This window comes from Bernardetia sp. (assembly GCF_020630935.1).
Taxonomy (GTDB): domain Bacteria; phylum Bacteroidota; class Bacteroidia; order Cytophagales; family Bernardetiaceae; genus Bernardetia.
Map to the genome: position 1 here is coordinate 41,049 of NZ_JAHDIG010000019.1, position 21,771 is coordinate 62,819.

Consider the following 21,771-nt stretch of genomic DNA (forward strand, 5'->3'; position numbering starts at 1 on the left):
GAATAATTATTTTGAAAATCAAACAGTTAATAGGTACTTTTTGTAATAATACTAATTTTTAATTGCTTTATGAGGCATTTTCTCAAAACCATTTTCCGAAGGAAACGAACTTATATTTTTGTACTTTTTATCATTGGTTTACAAGCCATTTCTAGTTGTATGCAATTTCGAATCAGCGACCGAAAAGTTAGAAAAGAATTTAAAGACCAAAAACTCAAACCTACTTTTGATTACATCAATTTCGAAGAGCGTAAAATTCATTATGCCAAGATAGGAAATGATTCACTTCCAACACTATTTTTTATACACGGCTCACCAGGAGATTGGAGTGCATTTTTAGATTACTTCAAAGACTCTATACTCTTAGAAAAAGCCAATATGGTTGCTTTAGACCGAACAGGCTACGGAAAATCAGATTTTGGAAATTATGAAAAAGTATTGAAAGAACAAGCTCGTTTTTATAAAGGAGTGCTAGAGAAATTTCAAGATTCTACCAAGCAAAAGCCTATTTTAGTTTCACATTCTTACGGTGGTTCTGTGGTACTACAAATGGCGATGGATTATCCAGATATGATAAGTGGAGTAGTGATTTTGGCAGGACTTTCTTCAGCCGAACTGACTGTTCCTCGTTGGTACAATGGTGCTGCTAAGTCTATTTTTGTGCGTTGGTGGCTGCCTACAGCTCTTACGGTTTCAAATAAAGAAATGCTACATCTTCAAGCAGACTTGAAAGCGATTGAAAATGATTTTGATAAAATCAGAGTACCTATAATGGTTTTACATGGAAAAAAAGACAAGATTGTTCCTTACGAACATGCTACGTTTATGGAAGAAAAACTAAAAGGCAAAGTTCCTTTTGAACTGACTACACTACCAGAAGCCAACCATTTTATTCCGTGGACACATCAAGAGACTGTCAGAAATATGCTTTTGAAAATGTTGGAAGAAACGAAACCTTAAAAGCCAACTAATTTTGTAAGTTTAATTATCTTTCTGATACTTATCAATATAAATAACATTATTTATTCAACAAATTAGCTTTTATTATGCAATTATCAATTCGTTATGGTATTATTTTAGGCGTCCTGAACTGTCTATTGGCTCTTTTTGGTTATCTGATGGGAGCAGAGTTTTCTTTAAGCTATTACAGTATTATTTCATTTATTTTGTCAATTGGTTCTATTGTCCTTGTTAGTTATCTTTTAAAGAAGAATACACAAGGTGTAATTAAGTATTTTGATGCTGTAAAGTTGGTATTCGTTGCTCTGATGGTAAGTTTTGCTATTGGTAGTACTTATAACCTTGTCTTCAATAATTTTATTGCTCCAGAATATAATGAAGAAATAGGCAGAGTTACGCTAGAGAAAACACAATCTATGATGGAAAGTATGGGAATGCCAGAAGATGCTGTAGATGAAGCCATAGAAGAGGCTCGTAAAGGCTTAAAAGAAGCTAAAGAAAATCCGTATTTGCCATTTTTACAAGGACTTATGACAGGAGCAGTTGTTCTTTTTGTGATTTCTCTCTTAGCAGCTATTTTTGTACAACGCAAACCAAAAGACGGAGAGTTTTTATATGATGATGATATTATAGATGATAGCTCTTCAAAAGAAACTTGGTAATTTCCTGTTGTTAGACAGGGTTAAAACCCTGTCTAATTGATGTCTATATCAATTTAGAAATTCGTTGTAGGCGTTGAAAACCTCATCAAAAATATCTTCTAATATCTTTCTCTGCCTTCTGATACTCAAAACACAAACAGCTGTGTGAGCAACTGTAAAAATACCTATCAAAACGGCATAAAGAGCATTTATTTTATAAATGCTAAAGTAAAGCGTTAGGAAAAGTCCTAAAAGTCCCCAAAACCACATCAATATTCTAGTAAATTTGAAAGTTTTGTACTTGATTTGAACAAAACATCCTTTTGAAGTAGCTTCTACTCTTCCCTCTGCCACACAGAGAAAATTATTAGGTTCTAAAACAGTTCTTGAAAGCCTAAACGTATTATTTTCTATTTTTCCAGTGAAGCGATAACGTTCAAAGTCTTTTTTACGCTTAGGCTTTTCTCCATAAGGTTTGGTAAGTTTTTTCAAATAAGCAAGTAATCGTTTGCTATTGAAGGGTAAAATATAAGTGCGCTGATTAAAGTCCCAATCTTGAGAAGAATAAAAATTTTGTAGCTTTTTCATTTTATATATAGTTGAATGCAGCTCCTAAAATTTAAAATTACTTATTCATTGCTCCTATCTATTTCTATGTTTGCCTAACTTGCTTTGTTAACCTGTTGTTTCTTCTTCTAGCTGTTGTTGGTATCCCCACCAACGACCAGTCTAGCTCACTTGGCTTGCTTGTTGTTCCTCAAACTCTCCCATTTTAGCAAATTTTTCTGTTCGCTGTTGCTTTAGTGTTTTGCTGTCTAGCTTAGAAAGCTCTGCTATCATACTCAAAACTTCTTTTTTCACTCTCTGCATAGTTTCTTCTTGATAACGATGCGCTCCTCCTAGTGGTTCTTCAATGATTTTGTCAATTAGTCCAAATTTCAACATATCAGAAGAAGTAAGGCGCAACGCACTAGCAGCTTGTTCTTTGTAGTCCCAACTACGCCACAAAATAGATGAACAAGATTCGGGTGAAATAACTGAATACCACGTATTTTCAAGCATACAAACTCTATCTCCAATTGCAATACCCAAAGCTCCACCAGAAGCTCCTTCTCCAATTACGATACAAATAATAGGAACATCTATCAAAAACATTTCTTTTAGGTTTCTTGCAATGGCTTCTCCTTGCCCTCTTTCTTCGGCTTCAATACCTGGGTACGCACCAGGGGTGTCTATAAGTGTAAGAATAGGCATTCCGAATTTATTGGCAAGTTGCATGAGACGCAATGCTTTTCTATATCCTTCTGGGTTTGCCATTCCAAAATTACGATATTGTCTTTGTTTGGTGTTTCGTCCTTTTTGTTGTCCGATTATCATTACTGATTGTCCATCAATAGTAGCAATTCCTCCTATCATAGCTTTATCATCTCCGAAGCCTCTATCACCATGCAATTCTATAAAATCATCTGTCAGATGAGCAATATAGTCTAGTGTGTACGGACGGTCTGGGTGGCGAGAAAGTTGTACTCTTTGCCAACGTGTTAGATTTTTGAAAGTTTCCTTCTTTAAATGTTGGATACGCTCTTCTAGTAAAGTTACTGCTTGACTAACGTCCATATTGTTTTGAGCAGCTAGGCTTCTAGTTTCTTGTAACTTTTCTTCTAATTCAAAAATGGGTTTTTCAAAATCTAATAACATAACAAATAATAAATAAACTGATAAAATATAGAGGAGATGACATCCGTTTTTTGACAAAATCAACTGCAAATATACTAAAAAAAGAATGAGAAAAAGTTATATAAAAAATGCCAAATACAAGATGTACAACAAAAACTCACTTTTGACCTTCGTCAAATATGAAAGAATAACTGCGTGGTGATTCAAGGTTTGTTCCTACGGAACTTGAATTTGCGAAAATATTATTTCTACCAATGGTAATCCCTTACAAGGCTATTTTTTAGCCTTATTAGAGGCAAACCATTGGTAGCCAAAATAGTCATTGATAATCATAAGCGCCGTAGGAGCGAACCATAAATTCTAGTTTCAAATCAAATAAGTATTTTATTCCAAAAAAAAAAGAAATGAGTAAAAAAATCAGACAAAACTCAAAAAATAGAATCAAACCTTTAGGACATTCCAATTATGGCAGTATTCCTCATTTGCCAAGTTCTCGTTTGGGAAAAGGCGAACATCATATTCCAGAAGGACAAGAGCGCATCGCCACATTGGAAGTGAGAGACAATAAAGATTTGATTATCGTACAAGAAAAATTAGATGGTGCAAATGTCGGAGTTGTGAAGCTAAACAACAGATTACGAATTTTGAGTAGGTCTGGACACGACTGTGAAACCTCTATTCATCCAACACATCAATATTTTGTTAGGTTTGTAAAACATAATTACACTCGCTTTTTTGATATGCTTGGCGAAGGAGAGCGAGTTGTGGGCGAATGGCTTTTAGTGGTTCATGGTACAAAATATCAGCTTCCACACGAGCCTTTTGTAATTTTTGATTTTTTTACCCCTCAAAACAAACGCTTAAATTATCATAGTTTTTTATTGCGTGTTTTGCCTTTTGCTTTTGTTGTGCCACGACTTATTCGTTTGGGAAATCCTATTCCTGTTCAGAAAGCATTAGAGTTTTTAGACCAAGACAAATCATATCACGGAGCATTGGAAAACGAAAAAATTGAAGGGCTAATTTATAGAGTGGAGAGAAATAATGAAGTAGATTATCTCTGTAAATATGTCAGACCAGATAAAATAGATGGACTTCATTTGGACAATGACAACATAATTCTGAATGGAATTTTGCCAAAGTATGAGTATTTGTTAGAATAAAAATTTATGCAATTTGCTTATTTTCTGCATCAAAAGAGAAAGAAAATTAGTATTTTGAGTAAATGTAGAACTTTTGCAAAATCGATTGCTTACCAAGTTTTATTTTGTTACTCCTTCGGTACTGCCCTTTCGGGCTGACCTAAGTATGAAAATAAGGTCAGTCCCGTAGGGCAGACCGACATAATAAATATTCTTCTATTAAGTAGTTAGCTGGTATAATTTTGTTATTTTCAAAAGCTAGTGCAATTTTATAAAAAGTTGAATTTTAACTTTGTCAAGGGTCTTTTCGAAGAAAAAAACAGACCTTGACAATAGTTTTTATAAACTAAATTGTACTAATCAACTACTTAAAAAAGTTACTTGTGAAAGTCCTAAAATGAAAAGTTTAAAATTACTAATGAAAAATTATTGACTTTGAATATTTCGTTTTATCAAAAACAGTAAACTACTACTTACTGCCTTCAAAATATCAAATCATAAATTATCTATAGTATGAATTGTCAATTTTCAATTCTACATTATCCATTGCCTTATGAATCCATTTTTGCACCCTCGTTGGATATTCTTTTCTACTGTTCTGCCACAGCTTACTCTTTTCATTATCTACTACAATGCGTTTCAAGTTTTTGGAATGGAACTAGATGAAAATACAGTAAATATGTGGTATCTCTATGGTTTCAGCTTTCTAGGAATTATCATTACTCAAGCAGCCTATGCCACCTATTCAACCTACCACTCAAAACCTGTCAATGGAACTTGGTCGGTTGCAACAGTAGCCATTTATTTGTTTCTACTTCTTTCCTATTATTTGCAGTCTAAAGATTTAGTTCCTCGTTCTGTCCCTACTTGGATTCAAGGCGTTACAGATGTACAGAGTTTTATGGGAATGTTTGTTTTTCCTGCTATGCTGCACGCTATCGTGGTAGGAGTAGTTTATTTTACTGACCGAGAACAAAAAGCAAAATACCATCTTTGGGCTGTTATTGCGATTCCTCTAAGTATTTATCTTTCTATTACATTGCTTGTTCCAGTTTTAAATAGAGCTTTTTCGTATAAGTTTACAGAGTTTGCCATGACGATTCTGATGTCGGCTATTATTATTGCTGCATTGTTTTGGCTTTTTAGAGTGGTGTATTTGGTCTATGAACGCAAAAAATTCCCTCATCTTCGTAGATTTTTAGAAGTTTTTTTTATTGGAGTTTGTCCCCTTCTAGGGCTTTATTTGTCCAAAGAAATGGATAATCCTTTGGGGAATTTTCAAAGCTACTGGTTCTTTGGATTAGCTATTTTGGCTGCTATTGTCTTGATTTTGCCTTCCTCTACATTCAAATCTTACAAAACTCGTCTTGTTCATTTTGTTCTAAAAGCCTTTGTTTTCCCTTACACAGTATATTTTATGGTGGTTTTTATGCCGTTTACGCCTCTTTCTGTGATTATGGTTATTATTGGCTTTGGTCTTTTGATGCTCACACCACTTGTTTTGTTTCTGATTCATGCCCAACAGTTGTATCAAGATTATCAGTATTTATTAAAACGCTATTCTAGTTTTACACTTATTTCTAGTTTTTTGATTGCTGCTTTATGTATTCCCATCGCCTTTTCTATCAGCACATATTACGATAAAATTCAGCTACACAAAGGCTTAGACTACCTTTACGCTTCTGATTATGATGAAAGCAAAAGTGTACCAAATCCTAATTCTATTGCCAATACATTAAGTCATATAGAAAACTTCAAAGTTAGAAGAGATAGAAACTGGTTTGCCGTTGGAAACGATGGTGTACCACTTTTAGATAGTTTTTATAAGTGGATAGTGTTGGATAATATGACACTTTCAGAATCAAAAATCAATCTTTTGAACAACGTATTTGTAGGGGAAGATATGCCAAAACCGAAAAACACATGGCGATGGTTTACAGACCAAAACAGAGATTTACAAACAGGAAGAGGAGACGAATCAGTAAAAATAGATTCTACTGCCATAACTTCTTATTTCGATGAGAAACAAAACGCTTGGGTTAGTCAAATAGATGTAGTTTTACACAATGAAAAAAATGGTTTCGGACAGCGAGAATATGCTACTTTCTTCGATTTACCACAAGGAGCATTTATTAGCAATTATTATTTGTATGTCGGAGAAGAAAAAGTAGAAGCACTTTTGGCAGAAAAGAAAACGGCTCTTTGGGTCTATCGCCAAATTGTGAGCGCACGCAGAGACCCTGGAATTATGTACTACAACGACAAGGGAAAAATTGGTTTTCGTGTCTTTCCGTTTGTCAGAGACGAGTATAGAAAGACAGGCTTCGAAATTCTCCATGCAGAACCTTTTGAACTCAAAATTGATGATTCTACAACTGTCTTTTTAGGAAACAAAGAGGATTTGAGTGATAGAGTTTTGATTACAGATACAGAAGGAATTGGTGTAAATGTTCAATCAGAAAAAAATGACTTAGATTATAAAACAACATCAAATTCAAACTATATTTCTGCTAGTGAGCTTCAAAGTGCAAAGAAAATCACAAGAAAGCCATATTATCATTTCATCTTAGACAATTCAAAATACGGAGGAATAGGCAAAGAAAAGTATATTGAACGGATAGAAAAATTCTTAGCAGAAAATCCATTACCCAAAGGAGACGCAGCAACTCTGCAAACAAGATTTACAAGTGTAGATTTTGAAGTAAATGAACTAGATAAAAATAACTGGAAAGAAGAATATTTAAAACAGAATAATAAAGGTGGTTTTTTCTTAGAAAAGGTTGTCAAGACGATTTGGTTAGAGAGTTATTTGAGAAACTTGAGTGCTGAATCTGCTTCACAGCCCATCATTGTAGTGGTAAGTGATGAACTAGAAGATGGCGTTTGGGCAGGTTCGCTCCACGAATGGAGAAACTATGTTCCAGAAGGCTTTGATTTTTATGAATTAGCTTCTAATAATCGCCTCATGGCACAGAACTTCGAATATTTTAAAATGCTTGGTGAACCAGTAGATAAAATTTCTTTACAGCAGATTAGGCAAGTTGAAAAAAACAATGAAACGTATTTCTTACCCATTTCTACTCAAAACGGAACACTTCTTCCTCTAAAAGATTTTGAAAAAACAGAAGAGATTACAAGCGCAGATTTAGAAAGTTTTGAGAAGCTAAACAAATATGAGCAAGCTCTTTCACTTCAAAATCTCAATGAAACAATGGCTCTTTACCCTACACAATCTGATAAACGCTGGCTAGAGCAAGTCCAGAAGAGTTTTACAGCTCGTTTGCTCACACCAGTTACGACATTTATGGTCTTGGAAACCGAATCACAACGAAAAGCACTTTTGAAAAAGCAGGAAGAAGTTTTGAATGGAAAACGCTTTTTAGATTTGACAGATACAAGACGTTCGTCTGAACCTAGTCTGTGGATTTTTATAGGTATTTTTGTTCTATTTATTTTGGTAAAGTATCACAAAATGATAGTAGGCTAATTTTGAGGGCATAAAAAAAACCACACTCTTCAGATGAAGAGCTGTGGTTTTGATTCCCTTAGTAATTTTGTAATACTACCGTTTTTATCTATTATGAATAGATATTTTCAAATTAAGGAGGTCAGAGATTTTTAATACATAGATAGAATATTCCCCAAGACCCTACTATATACTTCCTTTAATTTTCTTTGAGTACTCGTCCCCTTAAAATTTTCCTCAATCTTTTAAAAAAGAAATGTTCTCTGACCTACTGCCTGTTTGGATTTAAAATGAAGTTTTACCAAACGAAGGACTTAAATATATCCCCTTATACTACTTAATGTCAAAAAACACCTAATCATTACAGGATTTTTCAAAAAAAAACAGAATATTTTTTTAAAAACTATATAAACATCTGATTATCAGCAATTTAAAAGTAAAAATATTTTTTATTTATAGAGTATAAATAAACCCGATAATCTTAACAAAAGTTAATTTTCAATCTATTTATTTTTAGATGATAACTGATAGATTCGTATTTCTACGTAAAATAAAGAAAGAGATTACAGACTTAGTCCGTATATTTGTTATTATTTCAGAAATATCAATACTCAAAATTACATACACTATGAAATTCAGAGCAGAAATTGACGTAATGCCACTCAAAGAAATTTTAGATCCACAAGGAAAAGCTGTAAAATTAGGCTTAGACAACTTGGGAGTAACTCAGGTTCATGACGTCAGAATAGGAAAGCATATTCAGTTGGAAGTAGAAGCTGAAAACAAAGCAGAAGCCGAACAAAAAGTAGAACTGGCTTGTAAAAAACTTCTTGCCAATCTGATTATGGAATATTACGAATACGAAATTTTTGAAGTAGAAATGGCATAGTTTGCTTTTTTATAAAAACATTAAAACACAAAAAAAGCGTAGGAAAAATTCCTACGCTTTTTTCAATCCTATCCTATCCTTAATCTTAAAGTTCTTATTAGTCTTCAATTTCTTTTATCGTTACCGAATAACGAGCAATATCTTCTTTCTTGATGCCTTCCAAACGGTATGCTCTTCCGATACTACGAATTTGGTTGGCTTTGAGTGTTGGCTCAGATGAGTTTATAAAATAAGTTGTTCTACTATCCAAAACTTGTCCTTGATGTCCTAACCAGTTGATTTCAGCTTGTAAAAGTTCTATATGTCCTTTTTCCGTAGCATTTTGGATTTCCCATTCTACGTGATGGAATGCCCCAACTTTTCCATTCTCTTCAACATTTTGCAAATTGCTAACACGTTCAGCAAGTAAAATATTTGGATTAAAATCACTCATATCATTCCATTCTAAGTTTACAGGAACAGTATTGATAGTCGTATTTTCTCCATACTCTACTTTTTCTACTCTTACTCTTACCAAAGCTGCATTTTCAACAAATTCTTCTCTATATTCCAAATAACGAAACGGAATAGATTCACCTTTTCTAGCCACAGGGTCAAAGGCTTCTACTGCCTGTACTACGTCTTGTGCTATGGCGTGTCCGTCTCTGTCTAACAGTTCAATTTTTAATTTTAAATTGGAGATTGCTCCACTTGCTACATATAAATCTGCTAATAAGTTGTAAGAATAAGCTCCATTAAAATTCTTGAATTTTGATTGTTCTACTTCTAGTTTCAAACCCTCAAACTTAGGATTGATAATCCACTCTACAGGCAAATGTAGTCCTTCGTCTTCCAAAATTGTTATAGACTGCAACGAGCCTTCTGCTTGCATCGGCGAGTCGTTGTTGTCAAAAGCTAAATTTGCTGTGCTGTTACTTATATCAGTAAGCGTTAGAGGCTCTTCAAACCTCAGTACATTATTTTCTTGTTCTAAATAACTATATCCCAAATAACTTCCAGAAAGAAACATTACGCCTACAAGTCCCATCATAATATTGGTATGCCAAGAGCGTGTTCTCATTGCTTCTTCTAAAGCTGCTCCTTTATAAATCTGACTTAAAAGCTGCATTGCCTTATAATGTTGTGGCTGATTGTCCACACAACGACGAGCCAATCCTGCTGCACGATATTTGTCTTTTGCTTTGCCATAATCCAGCCAACGATTATAGTATGAAACAGCCAAGCCAAAAAGAGCTTCTGTATGGTTAGGATGAATGGCAATTACTTTTTCAAATTCTCTGATAGCATCGTTCCAATTTTGAAACTCTGCATACCCATACCCTCTTTCTAAGTGCGATTCTAATACAGCTTGCAACTCATAATAGTCAGCAGCATTCATAGCTTCGGCTGTCTTACGATAACGACTACTATTTGAAAATAGCTGGTAGAAAAGTTCTTCCGATTTGTAGAGAATATAGTTCATCATAATTGAAAAATCTTGTAGCTGGTTGTGCTTGGTATATAAATATCTTTGTCTTCTGTATTAAAAAATTTATGAATTTGTTCTTGTTCAGAATTGCTAGATACTATTCAAAATCCACGCAAGAAATCTTGCCAAAACACCAAATAGGCTTCGTTTTCGATAAACACAAACTGTCTTTAAGACAAAACCCTCTATTTTTCAGATAAAAGAAAATGAGCTAAATCAGCCAAAATGAAGCTAAAAGATAAACCTTGTAGTAAAAAAAACTGAATGACTGTTTTTTTTAGTAATTTTGCCTCAACAACTAATACATTAAAGAATACAAGTGAATTGATATTGCTTTTATTACACCTCATAAATAATTGATAGTTAATTATGATTTCGTAATGCGTAATTTTTATTTCATAATTGTCTCTTAATTCACTAAACAAAACAAAACGTATGTTATTACAAGCAATGGATGGTACAGGAATGGCAAATATTCTGATGATTGTTGGAATGGTCGCTGTATTTTATTTTTTCTTACTTCGCCCACAACAGCAACAGCGTAAAAAACAAAAATCATTTTTGGAATCTTTAAAGAGAGAAATGAAAATTGTTACGACAGGAGGCATACACGGAAAAATTGTTGATGTAAGCGAAACAACTGTTACTGTAGAAGTAGATAAAGGAGTGCGTCTTAAATTAGACAAAACAGCTATTTCTTATGAATTTGGAGCAACAGCAGACAAAAAATAATTATTCAATATCAAATTTTAATCAAATGAAAAATATAAATCTATTTTTAGTTTTTATCTTATCTCTAGTAGTCTTTTCTGGGTGTAAAAAAGAAGATGAAGAGCCAACACCAAAAGAACAACTAGAAAACAAAACGTGGGTAGTAACCAGTTCTGATACAGAAATACTTACTCCACTAGGAACATTGCCAGACAGTCTGACAAATGATTTTGACCCAACACAAGGTATAGAAGGACAAACCATTATATTTAATACAGACGGAACGTTTGTAGTTGGAGAAGGAGATAATCAGCAACAAGGTAACTGGACACTTTCAGAAAATGGCAGCACACTTACTTTCACTGGTTTAGTAGAAGGCGAACTCACAGATTTTATAGATGCAGAAACACTTGCAAGCCTACAAACTTTTGAAGTAACTTCACTTACAGATACACAGCTTGCTATTCAGAACAGTACAAATGTTACGATTCCAGCAGAGATAGCCGAGCAAATTACAGGATTTGCATTTCCTATCACGCTTACAGTAAATCTTACTATAAACTTCTCTAAGCAGTAAATAAAAATCATTTACAAAAGGCTTAAAAATAAGGACTTAACAACTTTCAAATCTGATTGAAAATTTGTATTTTTGTCTGATTTTAAAATAAAACATCACACATCATTTGTGCTCCGACAAATGGTTTAACATAATAAAAATATATGGCATTAGTAGCAGATACTCCACAAGTTTTGGGTTTCCAACTCACAGAAGAGCAAGCAGAAGTACAAAAGGCAGCAAGAGATTTCGCACAGTCTCAACTTTGGGAAGGTGTAATAGAAAGAGATAACAAGCAAGAGTTTCCAGCAGAGCAAATCAAACAAATGGGTGAGCTTGGCTTTATGGGAATGATGACTAGCCCAGAATATGGAGGAAGTGGAATGGATACAGTTTCTTACGTTTTGGCAATGGAAGAAATTTCTAAAGTAGATGCTTCAGTTTCTGTTTGTATGTCAGTAAACAACTCACTTGTTTGTTGGGCGATAGAAAAATATGGAACAGAAGAGCAAAAACAAAAATTCTTAAAACCACTTGCATCAGGCGAAAAAATTGGTGCATTCTGTCTTTCTGAACCAGAAGCTGGTAGTGATGCGACTTCACAGCGCACAACAGCAGAAGACAAAGGCGACCACTATCTTCTAAACGGAACAAAAAACTGGATTACGAACGGAAAAAGTGCTTCTATCTATCTAATAATGGCACAAACTGATGTAGAGAAAAAACACAAAGGCATCAACTGTATCATTGTAGAGCGTGGAATGGATGGTTTTGTAGTAGGTAAGAAAGAAGACAAAATGGGTATTCGTGGTTCAGACACACACTCACTTATGTTTACAGACGTGAAAGTGCCTAAAGAAAATCGTTTAGGTGCAGACGGACAAGGTTTTAATATTGCTATGTCGACTTTAAATGGTGGACGTATCGGTATTGCTTCTCAAGCCTTAGGTATTGCTTCTGGAGCTTTAGAATTGGCTATCAAATATTCAAAAGAGCGTAAAACATTTGGTAAAGAAATTCATAAACACCAAGCTATCGCTTTCAAATTGGCTGATATGGCTACAAAAGTAGAGGCTGCTCGTTTACTTTGCTTGAAAGCTGCTCAAATTAAAGACGCTGGTGGAGATTACTCTCTTTCTGGAGCTATGGCAAAACTCTATGCTTCTAAAATTGCGATGGAAGTAACTTCTGATGCCATTCAGATTCACGGTGGTTATGGTTACGTAAAAGAGTTCCACGTAGAGCGTATGCTTCGTGATGCCAAAATCACAGAAATTTATGAAGGAACTTCTGAAATTCAGAAAATTGTTATTTCAAGACATATTTTGAAAGACTAATTTGTATTTAAGTAGCTCATACTTTAGTGTGAGAAATAAGAAGACACTTTATTTATAGTAAGTAAAGTGTCTTTATTTTTTGTATCATTTTTTCTTAGCTAAAAATACATCTACTCCAAAGGCATGTGGAAATAGAACCTCTTCATAAATAGGAGCAGAGTTTTTAGGTTTTGAAAATGCTTCTTCATATTTTTTTCTATTTTCAAACATCGATATTCCCATTCCCATACCTCCTTGCAAGTGAATTATTATGAGTTCGTAATTTTTACTTGTATAAGTACTCATTGAACTAATTCCTCCTGGATATAGATGTGTATTCCTATACTCGTCCAAATCGTCTGGAATAAAGTAATGTGTACTATCTGTTAATAGTGGTAAAGAATATTTTTTTTGTTGATGAAAAGCAGAATATTCTTTTGTTAGACTGTCATATAAAACATTAATATTTCTTTTCTTTGGAAATGCTGTAGAATCTTCTTCAAAATAGCCTAAACTATAAAAAGTTAAGTTTTTAGGTTGTAATAACTCTATTTTTCTATACTTCCTCAAAACTTTCCTTCTACTTTTTTTATAAAGTTCAGTAACTTTATCTATATATGTAGGTCTAAAAATAACAACAGAGTCTTGTCGTTTTGTAGAGATTAAATTTTGTTCTAAATCGTAGATAGAAATGTGGCTTTGTAATACCCAAGCCATATAATATGCATCATCTGGTATGTTTGCGTTGCGTAAAGTATTAGATTCTGTTCTTAGGATTTCTATATCTATAGTAATTATATTTCCTTCATAAATTCCAATAGGAAAAGTTTTTAATTGTTCTGCCCCCAAACATGAAAAAACATTGTGAGCAGGAAGAGCGAATAGCAATAACAATACAAGTTTTTTAATTAGATACATAGGTGGTAAATTTATAATAATTTTTTAAAAGCAAAACTCAATGAAATACCTCAAAAAATTAATGATTCTTCTTTTAGTTTTGATAACTGGAGCAGCAGGTAGTATTTCCATAGCTGAATACCTCATTAAATCAACAACGAAGGAGAGCCTATATTATGATATAAATGAAGTTCCAAAAAGAAAAGTAGGACTGCTTTTGGGTACAATAAAAACTCTCCCTAACGGAAATAAAAATCTGTACTACAAATACAGAATTGAAGCTGCTACTAGGCTCTATAATACTGGGAAGATAGAGTACATTATTGTTAGTGGCGACAACAGCCGAAAGGATTACAACGAACCAGAAGACATGAAAAACGACTTGGTAGACAGAGGGATTCCAGAAAATAAGATTTTCATGGATTTTGCTGGCTTCCGAACCCTAGATTCTGTTGTAAGAGCAAGAGAAATTTTTGGACAGAGTACATTTATGGTTATTTCTCAAAAGTTTCATAATGAAAGAGCTATTTATTTAGCTCACTTGGAAGGAATGGAAGTAATTGGTTTTAATGCAAAAGATGTGAGTGGACGCTATGGTCTCAAAACGAAAATTAGAGAAAAGCTTGCTCGTGTGAAAGTTTTCATAGACTATCTGACAGGAAAAGAACCCAAATTTTTAGGTAAAAAAATTAAAATTCCATAGAAAATAAGGAAAATCAAAACAATTTTATTTATATTCACGTAATACATACCAAACAGTCGGTTTATAAATATAGCTCACTCTTTAGAGTGAGAAAATAAAAACAAAATGAAACTTCAAACGGCAGTAGAAAAAGTCAGGTCAAATCCAAAAGTCATTTTCTTAATGGATGGTGCAGGTGCGTTAGTTACATCGCTTTCTCTATTTGGAATTGGCTTTTTGCTACAAGAATATTTCGGAATGCCTAAAAATATTCTGTTTATTTTGGCGAGTGTAGTTATTTTTTATGCCGTTTATTCTTTGTCTTGTTCTTTTTTTCTATTTGATGAGACAGGAAAACCTAAAAGAAAATGGCAATCTTTTTTAAAAGTTATCATTGCTGGCAATATTTTGTATTGCGTAGTGATGTCATTTTTATTGATGACACATTATGACACTCTAACAGTTTTAGGGATTGCCTATTTTACCTTTGAGATTATCATAATTTTGAGTTTGGTACTTTTTGAAATCAAAATAATTTCTTCTAATTGAATTTTCAATAAAACATTGTCGGTGGTTCTACTGACGATAGCATTATAAAAATTTATGGCAGACAATCCGACAAAAGACAATATTCTGATAAGTTCGTTCCGTGTTTTCTTAGAAAAAGGTTACGAAAAAGCAACACTAAACGAATTGGTGAAGGCTTCTAAAGTTTCTAAGGGAGCGTTTTATCATTATTTTAAAGGAAAAGAAGAACTCTTTGATGCAACTATCGAAAAATATTTTTTTGAGATTGCTTCGCCTGTCGTGAAGTTTGAACCGTCAGAGGAAAAAAACTTCTTGGAAAATGTACAGGCATATATTGACAATAAAAATGGAGAGGTATTGAAAGTAATGCAGCGACTAGAGCTTGACTTTACTGCCAATTACATGAATATTATTTTGGAAGCAATGAAGCTTTTTGAGCATCACAAACAGCGTTCATTAAGGCTTTTAGATGCAGAGTTAGCAACTTATCAAAAAATAATAGAAACAGCACAGAAAAAGGGTGAAGTTCGTACAGATGTAGAGGCGAGTTTACTTGCCAAACATTTTTATTTTATGCTAGATGGCTTTAAGTTTCACGTCTTGATTTTGTCAGACTGGAATGTAGAAAAATATACAGAAGTTCATCAGCTTATTCAGCAATTTCATCAATTAATTAAGGTTTAGTAGTTCAATGGCTCGCCTTTGAAGATGTTTATTTCAGCGTTAAAGGCAAGACTTTACCCTACAGATTACTGTATATATTAACCTACCAACCGTTCGGTTTTTAAATTTACACAAATTATGATTAGCGTTCAAAATCTTATTTATTCTTATCCAAAAACTGAAACTCCGACGGTAAAGGAAGTTAGTTTTGAGGTAAAGGACGGCGAAATTTTTGGTTTTCTTGGACCAAGTGGTGCAGGAAAAAGTACAACTCAAAAAATCTTGACTAAGCTCTTAAAAAATTATGAAGGAGAAGTTTTCGTGAAAAATGGAACTTCTGAAAAAGAATTACGAGAGTGGAAAAATGATTTTTATAATAAAATTGGAGTAGGCTTTGAGCTTCCCAATCACTATTCTAAACTCTCTGCATTAGAAAATTTACAGTTTTTCGCTTCTTTTTATGAGCTAGAAAAGAAAAACCTAAATGAAAAACTGATGCAACTTTTGGAAAGCGTTGGGCTAGCAAAAGATGCTAAAAAGAAAGTACAAGACTTTTCGAAGGGAATGAAAATGAGACTGAATTTTGTGCGTGCGCTTATCCATAATCCAGAAATTTTGTTTTTAGATGAGCCAACTTCTGGACTAGACCCAGCCAATGGAAAAATTATTAAAGACATTATCCGTAATCTTCAAAAAGAAGGAAAAACCATTATCCTAACCACTCATCATATGAACGACGCCGAACAGCTCTGTGATAGAGTGGCATTTATGGTAGATGGAAAAATTCCTTTGATAGATTCTCCTAAAAACTTAAAGGAAAAATACGGAAAACGTACCCTCAAAATAGAATATTCTCATCAAGAAAGGCGAGAAAGTAAGTTATTTGATTTGGAAAACTTAGGACAAAATGAAGACTTTTTAAAGCTAATTAATCAGAACTACATTCAGTCTATACACTCACAGGAAGCTACATTAGAAGATATTTTTATTGAAGTAACAGGAAAAAAATTGATTTAAGATTATGAAGAAGATATTAAAACTAACCCTTTGGGAACTTACCTTACAAGCTCGCCAACACATTATTACGATTGTAGCTGTAATTACGCTGATTTATAGTTTGGCTTTTACCTATTTTGGTGAGCTACCAACGAAATTTATCATTTTGCTTATCAGTACAGACCCTACAATGCTTGGTTTTTTGTTTATCGGTGTTTTGATTTTGTTTGAAAAAGGTTCAAAAACGATTGAAGCTGTGGTAGTTACCCCCATCAAAAAATCAGAATATTTATTTGCCAAAATTATCTCGCTGACAGGAATTGCACTTGTAGCAAGTCTTATAATGGCATTTACTAGTCAAAAAGATTTCAATCTTTTGGTGTTGTCTGTGGCTGTTTTGCTTTCTTCTACACAGTTTTTACTGATTGGTTTTATTGGGGTTTCTCGCATCCAGACAGTCAATCAATATATTTTTACATTTCCTTTTCTAATTTCGCCTTTGATGCTGCCTCTACTCAATTTTTTTGAGTTTACAGATTCATTGTTACTCTATATTTTTCCATTCCAAGCCTGTTTACTTTTATTTGAAGCTGCTTTTGAGCCGATTCTACTTTGGCAATGGATTTACGTACTGGTTTATCTGCCACTTAGTACGATAGGGTTTTACTTCCTTGCTCTAAAATTTTATGATGATTATTTGATTCAAAATTAACCAAGTTCAGCCGTCGTTGAGGTCAAGACCGTCAACGAGGAAAAAATAAAACTATGAAAGCCACCACATTTCTTCACTTATTCAAAAATGACATAAGAAATATCTTGAGAGACAAGACACTTCTTATGATGCTTTTCTTTCCATTTATGCTCATTTTTGGACTGAAAGCTGGATTGCCTTCTCTCAATAAACTTTTGCCACAATTTCCAGATTATTATGGACTTGCTTTAGCTGTTTTGGCGACTACTTCTGGAATGTTAGGAGGCTACATCATTTCATTTGTGATGTTAGATGAAAAAGATGAAAATGTCTTTACTGTAATTCGTGTGATGCCTTTTTCTATGATTTGGTTTATATCATATCGTCTGCTTTTAGCTGGTTTTTGGGCATTTTGCTTTGCTTTTTTGAGTTTTGTGGCATTAGATATCAATGATTATTCTTTAGTGGAGAAGTTGTTGTATAGTCTGTTTTGTTCTCAAACGGCTGTAGTAGTTTTACTTTTTCTAGTAACTTTTGCCAATGACAAAATTGAAGGCATTACGTTTATAAAAGGCACTAATTTTTTCACTGTATTGCCAGTGTTGGCTTTCTTGGTAGATTCTTCTTGGAAACACATCTTTAGTATTTTTCCATTTTACTGGACATACAAAGCTATGCAAGAACCTAATTTCCTATGGATTTTGATTTCTATAATCAGCCACTTTATATTTTTTCTTTTGGGTTATTTTTTTTTCTTGAAGAAGGTAAAGTAAGCCATTAATAACTAGATTGTTGATTTCAATTTCTTATCTTGTATGACCTAAAACGATATAATTCTTAATCAAAAAATTAAATTTTAAAGGAGTAATATGCTATTTTGGAGAAAAAAGAATAAATATTTTGATGACGGAATTACGATTCAATGTCCTGTTTGTGAATGGCAACCTCATAAAAAAGACCATTGGAGATGTACTTGTGGAAAAAGTTGGAATACTTTTGATACAAAAGGAAAATGTCCAAAATGTAAAAGAGTGTGGGAAGAAACTAGATGTATGGGTTGTGGAAGTATTTCTGCTCATAAAGATTGGTACAAAACAAAAGAAGACTTAGAAGAAATTGAAATACAAGGAAATACGTATCTGAGAGTAAAGAAAAAAAGTTTAGAATCACGTCTTATAGAATATGGTATTCGAAATTACAGAATTAAATACCTAGAGGACTTAGATTACTCAAAAGAGGAATTTCAACTACCCTATGACGCTGCTTGTAGAATGATTATTTTCTATGCTATATTTTGTATTACTGATGGGGTAGATAAAATTATTGTGGTTTCGTGGTTGAAAAATGAGAACATTTGGCAAAAAGTATCACCAGAAGAAAAAACGTTTTTTACTAGCTCATATGATGAAAAAGAGTTACTGATGGATTTATCTTGGAGGATAGAAGCTGCTCTCACACTAGGTTGGACTTTAAATATTGTTGAAGAATTACCAAAACTAGATAGCAAAAATAACCATAAAACACTTGAAAAATTTGTTGATATACTTCCTAAAGTAGGAGAACCATTAAATAATTTTCTGAGTGGACTAAAGTATCGTGATATTGATGAAATATACGAGGAGGCTCTCTTAAATGAAAAGGCAACAGCTTACTTCAGAGATTTACTTTTTAGTACAGAAAAAAATGAAACCAAAATCAATAGATTTGTAAGTTTTGAGCGTCATAAAGTACTGAACTGGTGGAGAAAATGTTTTGGTATTTCTCAGTGGGATGAAACAGACACTTCCACATAAAATTAAGGTTTTTTCAACAAAAAAGTAAGTTAAAAAAATGGACAGACACCTCACCTATGTGCCTGTCCGTAATGAAAGTGGGATATAAAAAGCACTGTTTTTTGTAGCAAACAAGCATTTTTTGAATAAAGTGTAAACTATATAGTAACCTTTTATCAAAAAATGCTTTTTGGGCAAGTAGTGATACTATCTAAAGTTGAGATAAAAATGTCAGAGCTTCTGATAATTTTATTTCTCTTTCTTCCGATAGTGTCGCTACATTATAATAACTACTTGCCTTAGCCTTTCCCAAATTACTATTACTAAAATCTACACCTAGAAATTTTTGAGCTAGAGCTTCTGTAATTTTATCTAATCTATCTCTGACTTCTTTTAGCTCACTTTTGAGCGACAAAACTTCTTTTTGGGATTGAAAATATTTTTCTTTCCAGCTAATTTCTTTTTCATCAGAAACTTCTTTTGTAATGGAAGTGTCTAACCCGTCCAGTTCCTTTGCAAAATACGAAGGCTTTAAGTCGAAAATTTTACAGAATCTTAGTAAGATGTCTAAATCTACACTATCTCTACCGTATATTCTACGCAATGTAGGTACACTTATTTTGAGTAATCCTGCTATTTCAGATTGTCCATAGTCTGATTGCTCTATAATTTTTTTCATTTTTTTTCCTATCATAACTTATTGATTTACAGTTATTTGAAAAATATTTTTATTTAATAGCTCAAATATGAGCGAAATGTTTTTGTTTTGAAAGAAAATATTTTACATATTTGCATTATAGATAATGACATTTACGTAAAGTTACGCATAAGTAATGAAAAAAGTTTACTAATCAATGGAACAAACTCAAAATTTTAAAATAGCGACCATCAATGCAAAAGTTAATGCAGACCTAAAAAATGATTTTACAAGTGTATTATCAAAGGAGCATATAGCTAGTCAGACTTATTTTTTTGAGTGGTCTATGCAACTAGCTGTTGAGTACCGTGAGGAATTTTTTGAATTTATGCGAAGTAAAAAACTATCAGATAAATATGAACAAAAAGTACCACAACTTGACAATGGAACAGAAAGCGAAAATGTACGAGCTTCAATGTGAGTACGATAGTCTTTCTAAGCAAATGGCGAAGGCTTTAAAAGATGGAGATATGGAGAGCTATTTACATTATGAAAAACTTAGGAGTGAAATTCCTAACAAAAGACTAAAAGTAAAAAACTCATAATCCTCTCTTTCAAAAAAACAATTATTTCACAACCCAACTAAAAACTCAAAATTATGACTTATACAGCAACTCAAAAAGAAGAACAAGTAAAGGAACTAAAAAAAGACCTTGAAAAATCCCATGAGAAAATTCAATCTCTAAATAAGGAACTGGATATTAGTCGTTTTGCTTATCGCAAAGTAGCAGACCTTGAAAAACAACTGAAAGATTTTGAAGAAAAGTATCATAACGACTTTGATAGGTACGAAAAAACTAGAGTAAGACACAGAACTGAAATTGATTTACAAGCTGACCTTATCAATCGCCTAAAAATTGAAAATGAATATTACAAGGCTAAGTTAGAAGGCAAAATTTAGAAATGAATTTTTGAATTAAGTATTTGTAACGTCTTAGAAGGCATCAATACTGTTTTTGTCTTCTTTAAGGAAAACGATTGAACGTAGTATGAGGATTTCCTTTGTCCTCTGTAAGAAAGGAGTATTACGCTAAATCGTCAGCTAGGTTAGTATAGTGGTAGTACGTTGGTGTCAGCCTTCAATTTGGGACACAAGAAAAATCCTAATTAAGCAGCCAGAAACAGGAGTTCGAATCTCCTACCTAGTTCAAATATCACTTAGATATTTCTTGGGTAAATTAGAAGAGAGTAGTGGGGACTATTCTCTTCTGAACCAAGAGAGTTAAAAGTAAACCACAACTATATTATGTTTGAAAACATCGCCTATTACTTGACCTTAGCTTTGTGTTGGATTGGAGGTATTGGAGCAACAATAGCTACTCTTATTTTCACTTTTAAGGTCATTATGCACTCTGCTTTTGGCGAAAAATTCGACGACTGGTGGGACGCACGATGTCCTTTCTAATCTAGTTGCATAAATCACTACCGATATGGCTACACAACGAATGCCCTACCAAATGACAATACAAGAACGACAAGCCAAAATAGTAACGATGAATCGTGCCTTGAAGGTTCTTATAAGTCATAAAATTGAGTGTAGGAAAGCAAGAAAAGTAGAAGAACCAGAACCTTATTTGAAGCTATCAGAAGTAGAAGTACAAACATTGATAGATGCTTGTTGTCTTGCAAAAGATGCCCTAAAGGGTATTCAGATAGAAATGTTTAAAGAAGGAATGCCCTAAGCATTCAGAACGATAAAACAACTGATTGTATGGAAGACTTTTTAAATTTTTTAGTATTGCTTTTATACTATATGGTTGGAGTTTCAATCGGAATTGGTATTGGCTTTAGGATGTTTAAAGCAGAGAGAAAGATATGCAAGGAATTAGAAGAAAAAAATAAGGAACTAGAACGCAAGAACTATCATCTTGAGAACCAAAAATATGAAGATGAAAAACACATTGAATTTTTACACACAGCAGTAGATGTAGAATACAAAAAGCAACAAAATGACCTATGGTAACTCTAATTTATACGCTACTCATAAGCCTTGTTTTTGTATTTGTGATTTTGGTATTC

At 33.2% G+C, this 21,771-nt stretch carries 26 protein-coding genes; 21 read left to right on the forward strand and 5 right to left on the reverse strand.

Annotation, left to right across the window (positions count from 1 at the left end):
- Window positions 1–159 precede the first annotated feature (159 nt).
- Together QZ659_RS07290 and QZ659_RS07295 are read left to right on the forward strand one after the other, a co-directional pair.
- The gene (locus QZ659_RS07290; RefSeq protein WP_291724179.1) at window positions 160–960 is read left to right on the forward strand and encodes an alpha/beta fold hydrolase; all 801 of its coding nucleotides are present in this window, start codon (window positions 160–162) and stop codon (window positions 958–960) included.
- Between the two features lie 86 nt (window positions 961–1,046).
- Window positions 1,047–1,622 (forward strand): DUF4199 domain-containing protein, encoded by a 576-nt coding sequence (locus QZ659_RS07295; protein ID WP_291724183.1) that lies wholly within the window; start codon window positions 1,047–1,049, stop codon window positions 1,620–1,622.
- Window positions 1,623–1,670: 48 nt separating this feature from the next.
- Here the strand turns inward: QZ659_RS07295 and QZ659_RS07300 are convergent, their stop codons facing one another.
- Both QZ659_RS07300 and QZ659_RS07305 read right to left on the reverse strand, forming a co-directional pair.
- Entirely contained in the window at window positions 1,671–2,189 is a 519-nt protein-coding gene (locus QZ659_RS07300) for a hypothetical protein (RefSeq protein ID WP_291724187.1), read from the reverse strand.
- Between the two features lie 141 nt (window positions 2,190–2,330).
- Complete coding sequence (locus QZ659_RS07305) at window positions 2,331–3,299, reverse strand: acetyl-CoA carboxylase carboxyltransferase subunit alpha (protein ID WP_291724190.1); 969 nt, start codon at window positions 3,297–3,299, stop codon at window positions 2,331–2,333.
- 383 nt (window positions 3,300–3,682) lie between these two features.
- On the opposite strand from QZ659_RS07305, the gene QZ659_RS07310 reads away from it, so the two are divergent.
- The 3 genes from QZ659_RS07310 (at window position 3,683) to purS (ending at window position 8,775) form a co-directional block, all read left to right on the forward strand.
- Complete coding sequence (locus QZ659_RS07310; protein WP_291724193.1) at window positions 3,683–4,441, forward strand: RNA ligase family protein; 759 nt, start codon at window positions 3,683–3,685, stop codon at window positions 4,439–4,441.
- A 532-nt stretch (window positions 4,442–4,973) separates the two neighbouring features.
- On the forward strand, window positions 4,974–7,907 hold the full coding sequence (locus QZ659_RS07315; RefSeq protein WP_291724195.1) for an MSEP-CTERM sorting domain-containing protein: 2,934 nt from the start codon (window positions 4,974–4,976) through the stop codon (window positions 7,905–7,907).
- Between the two features lie 607 nt (window positions 7,908–8,514).
- Window positions 8,515–8,775 (forward strand): phosphoribosylformylglycinamidine synthase subunit PurS, encoded by a 261-nt coding sequence (gene purS, locus QZ659_RS07320; RefSeq protein WP_291724198.1) that lies wholly within the window; start codon window positions 8,515–8,517, stop codon window positions 8,773–8,775.
- 97 nt (window positions 8,776–8,872) lie between these two features.
- On the opposite strand, the gene QZ659_RS07325 is transcribed toward purS, so the two are convergent.
- Window positions 8,873–10,240 (reverse strand): tetratricopeptide repeat protein, encoded by a 1,368-nt coding sequence (locus QZ659_RS07325; protein WP_291724201.1) that lies wholly within the window; start codon window positions 10,238–10,240, stop codon window positions 8,873–8,875.
- 438 nt (window positions 10,241–10,678) lie between these two features.
- On the opposite strand from QZ659_RS07325, the gene yajC reads away from it, so the two are divergent.
- The 3 genes from yajC (at window position 10,679) to QZ659_RS07340 (ending at window position 12,847) form a co-directional block, all read left to right on the forward strand.
- Window positions 10,679–10,975 carry a preprotein translocase subunit YajC gene (gene yajC / locus QZ659_RS07330; RefSeq protein ID WP_291724204.1) on the forward strand — a complete coding sequence of 99 codons (297 nt, stop codon included), beginning with the start codon at window positions 10,679–10,681 and terminating at the stop codon, window positions 10,973–10,975.
- A gap of 25 nt (window positions 10,976–11,000) precedes the next feature.
- Window positions 11,001–11,531 carry a hypothetical protein gene (locus QZ659_RS07335; RefSeq protein ID WP_291724207.1) on the forward strand — a complete coding sequence of 177 codons (531 nt, stop codon included), beginning with the start codon at window positions 11,001–11,003 and terminating at the stop codon, window positions 11,529–11,531.
- A gap of 143 nt (window positions 11,532–11,674) precedes the next feature.
- The gene (locus tag QZ659_RS07340) at window positions 11,675–12,847 is read left to right on the forward strand and encodes an acyl-CoA dehydrogenase (protein ID WP_412728039.1); all 1,173 of its coding nucleotides are present in this window, start codon (window positions 11,675–11,677) and stop codon (window positions 12,845–12,847) included.
- An 84-nt stretch (window positions 12,848–12,931) separates the two neighbouring features.
- On the opposite strand, the gene QZ659_RS07345 is transcribed toward QZ659_RS07340, so the two are convergent.
- A complete protein-coding gene (locus QZ659_RS07345) occupies window positions 12,932–13,744 on the reverse strand; it encodes a hypothetical protein (protein WP_291724209.1) in 813 nt (270 codons plus the stop codon).
- A gap of 40 nt (window positions 13,745–13,784) precedes the next feature.
- Here QZ659_RS07345 and QZ659_RS07350 point away from each other — a divergent pair, with 40 nt between their 5' ends.
- The 7 genes from QZ659_RS07350 (at window position 13,785) to QZ659_RS07380 (ending at window position 19,076) form a co-directional block, all read left to right on the forward strand.
- Window positions 13,785–14,426 carry a vancomycin high temperature exclusion protein gene (locus tag QZ659_RS07350; RefSeq protein ID WP_291724212.1) on the forward strand — a complete coding sequence of 214 codons (642 nt, stop codon included), beginning with the start codon at window positions 13,785–13,787 and terminating at the stop codon, window positions 14,424–14,426.
- 105 nt (window positions 14,427–14,531) lie between these two features.
- Window positions 14,532–14,954 (forward strand): hypothetical protein, encoded by a 423-nt coding sequence (locus tag QZ659_RS07355; RefSeq protein ID WP_291724215.1) that lies wholly within the window; start codon window positions 14,532–14,534, stop codon window positions 14,952–14,954.
- 54 nt (window positions 14,955–15,008) lie between these two features.
- On the forward strand, window positions 15,009–15,617 hold the full coding sequence (locus QZ659_RS07360) for a TetR/AcrR family transcriptional regulator (RefSeq protein WP_291724218.1): 609 nt from the start codon (window positions 15,009–15,011) through the stop codon (window positions 15,615–15,617).
- A gap of 117 nt (window positions 15,618–15,734) precedes the next feature.
- The gene (locus QZ659_RS07365) at window positions 15,735–16,613 is read left to right on the forward strand and encodes an ATP-binding cassette domain-containing protein (RefSeq protein ID WP_291724222.1); all 879 of its coding nucleotides are present in this window, start codon (window positions 15,735–15,737) and stop codon (window positions 16,611–16,613) included.
- Window positions 16,614–16,617: 4 nt separating this feature from the next.
- Entirely contained in the window at window positions 16,618–17,304 is a 687-nt protein-coding gene (locus QZ659_RS07370; protein ID WP_291724225.1) for a hypothetical protein, read from the forward strand.
- 53 nt (window positions 17,305–17,357) lie between these two features.
- Entirely contained in the window at window positions 17,358–18,056 is a 699-nt protein-coding gene (locus QZ659_RS07375) for a hypothetical protein (protein WP_291724229.1), read from the forward strand.
- A 96-nt stretch (window positions 18,057–18,152) separates the two neighbouring features.
- Window positions 18,153–19,076 (forward strand): DUF4272 domain-containing protein, encoded by a 924-nt coding sequence (locus QZ659_RS07380; RefSeq protein ID WP_291724232.1) that lies wholly within the window; start codon window positions 18,153–18,155, stop codon window positions 19,074–19,076.
- A 190-nt stretch (window positions 19,077–19,266) separates the two neighbouring features.
- On the opposite strand, the gene QZ659_RS07385 is transcribed toward QZ659_RS07380, so the two are convergent.
- Window positions 19,267–19,734, reverse strand: a complete 468-nt coding sequence (locus QZ659_RS07385) for a helix-turn-helix domain-containing protein (RefSeq protein ID WP_291724235.1) — start codon at window positions 19,732–19,734, stop codon at window positions 19,267–19,269.
- 175 nt (window positions 19,735–19,909) lie between these two features.
- Here QZ659_RS07385 and QZ659_RS07390 point away from each other — a divergent pair, with 175 nt between their 5' ends.
- The 6 genes from QZ659_RS07390 to QZ659_RS07415 all read left to right on the forward strand — a co-directional run bounded on the left by QZ659_RS07390 (window position 19,910) and on the right by QZ659_RS07415 (window position 21,715).
- Window positions 19,910–20,173 carry a hypothetical protein gene (locus QZ659_RS07390; protein WP_291724238.1) on the forward strand — a complete coding sequence of 88 codons (264 nt, stop codon included), beginning with the start codon at window positions 19,910–19,912 and terminating at the stop codon, window positions 20,171–20,173.
- Window positions 20,154–20,297, forward strand: coding sequence for a hypothetical protein (locus QZ659_RS07395; protein ID WP_291724241.1), 144 nt, complete (start codon window positions 20,154–20,156; stop codon window positions 20,295–20,297). The genes QZ659_RS07390 and QZ659_RS07395 overlap by 20 nt, the downstream gene beginning before the upstream one ends.
- Window positions 20,298–20,350: 53 nt before the next feature.
- Window positions 20,351–20,653: a hypothetical protein gene (locus QZ659_RS07400; protein WP_291724244.1), complete on the forward strand. Its 303-nt coding sequence runs from the start codon at window positions 20,351–20,353 to the stop codon at window positions 20,651–20,653.
- A 345-nt stretch (window positions 20,654–20,998) separates the two neighbouring features.
- Window positions 20,999–21,157, forward strand: a complete 159-nt coding sequence (locus QZ659_RS07405; RefSeq protein ID WP_291724247.1) for a hypothetical protein — start codon at window positions 20,999–21,001, stop codon at window positions 21,155–21,157.
- A 25-nt stretch (window positions 21,158–21,182) separates the two neighbouring features.
- Window positions 21,183–21,434, forward strand: a complete 252-nt coding sequence (locus QZ659_RS07410) for a hypothetical protein (RefSeq protein ID WP_291724250.1) — start codon at window positions 21,183–21,185, stop codon at window positions 21,432–21,434.
- A 29-nt stretch (window positions 21,435–21,463) separates the two neighbouring features.
- The gene (locus QZ659_RS07415) at window positions 21,464–21,715 is read left to right on the forward strand and encodes a hypothetical protein (protein WP_291724253.1); all 252 of its coding nucleotides are present in this window, start codon (window positions 21,464–21,466) and stop codon (window positions 21,713–21,715) included.
- Window positions 21,716–21,771 lie beyond the last annotated feature (56 nt).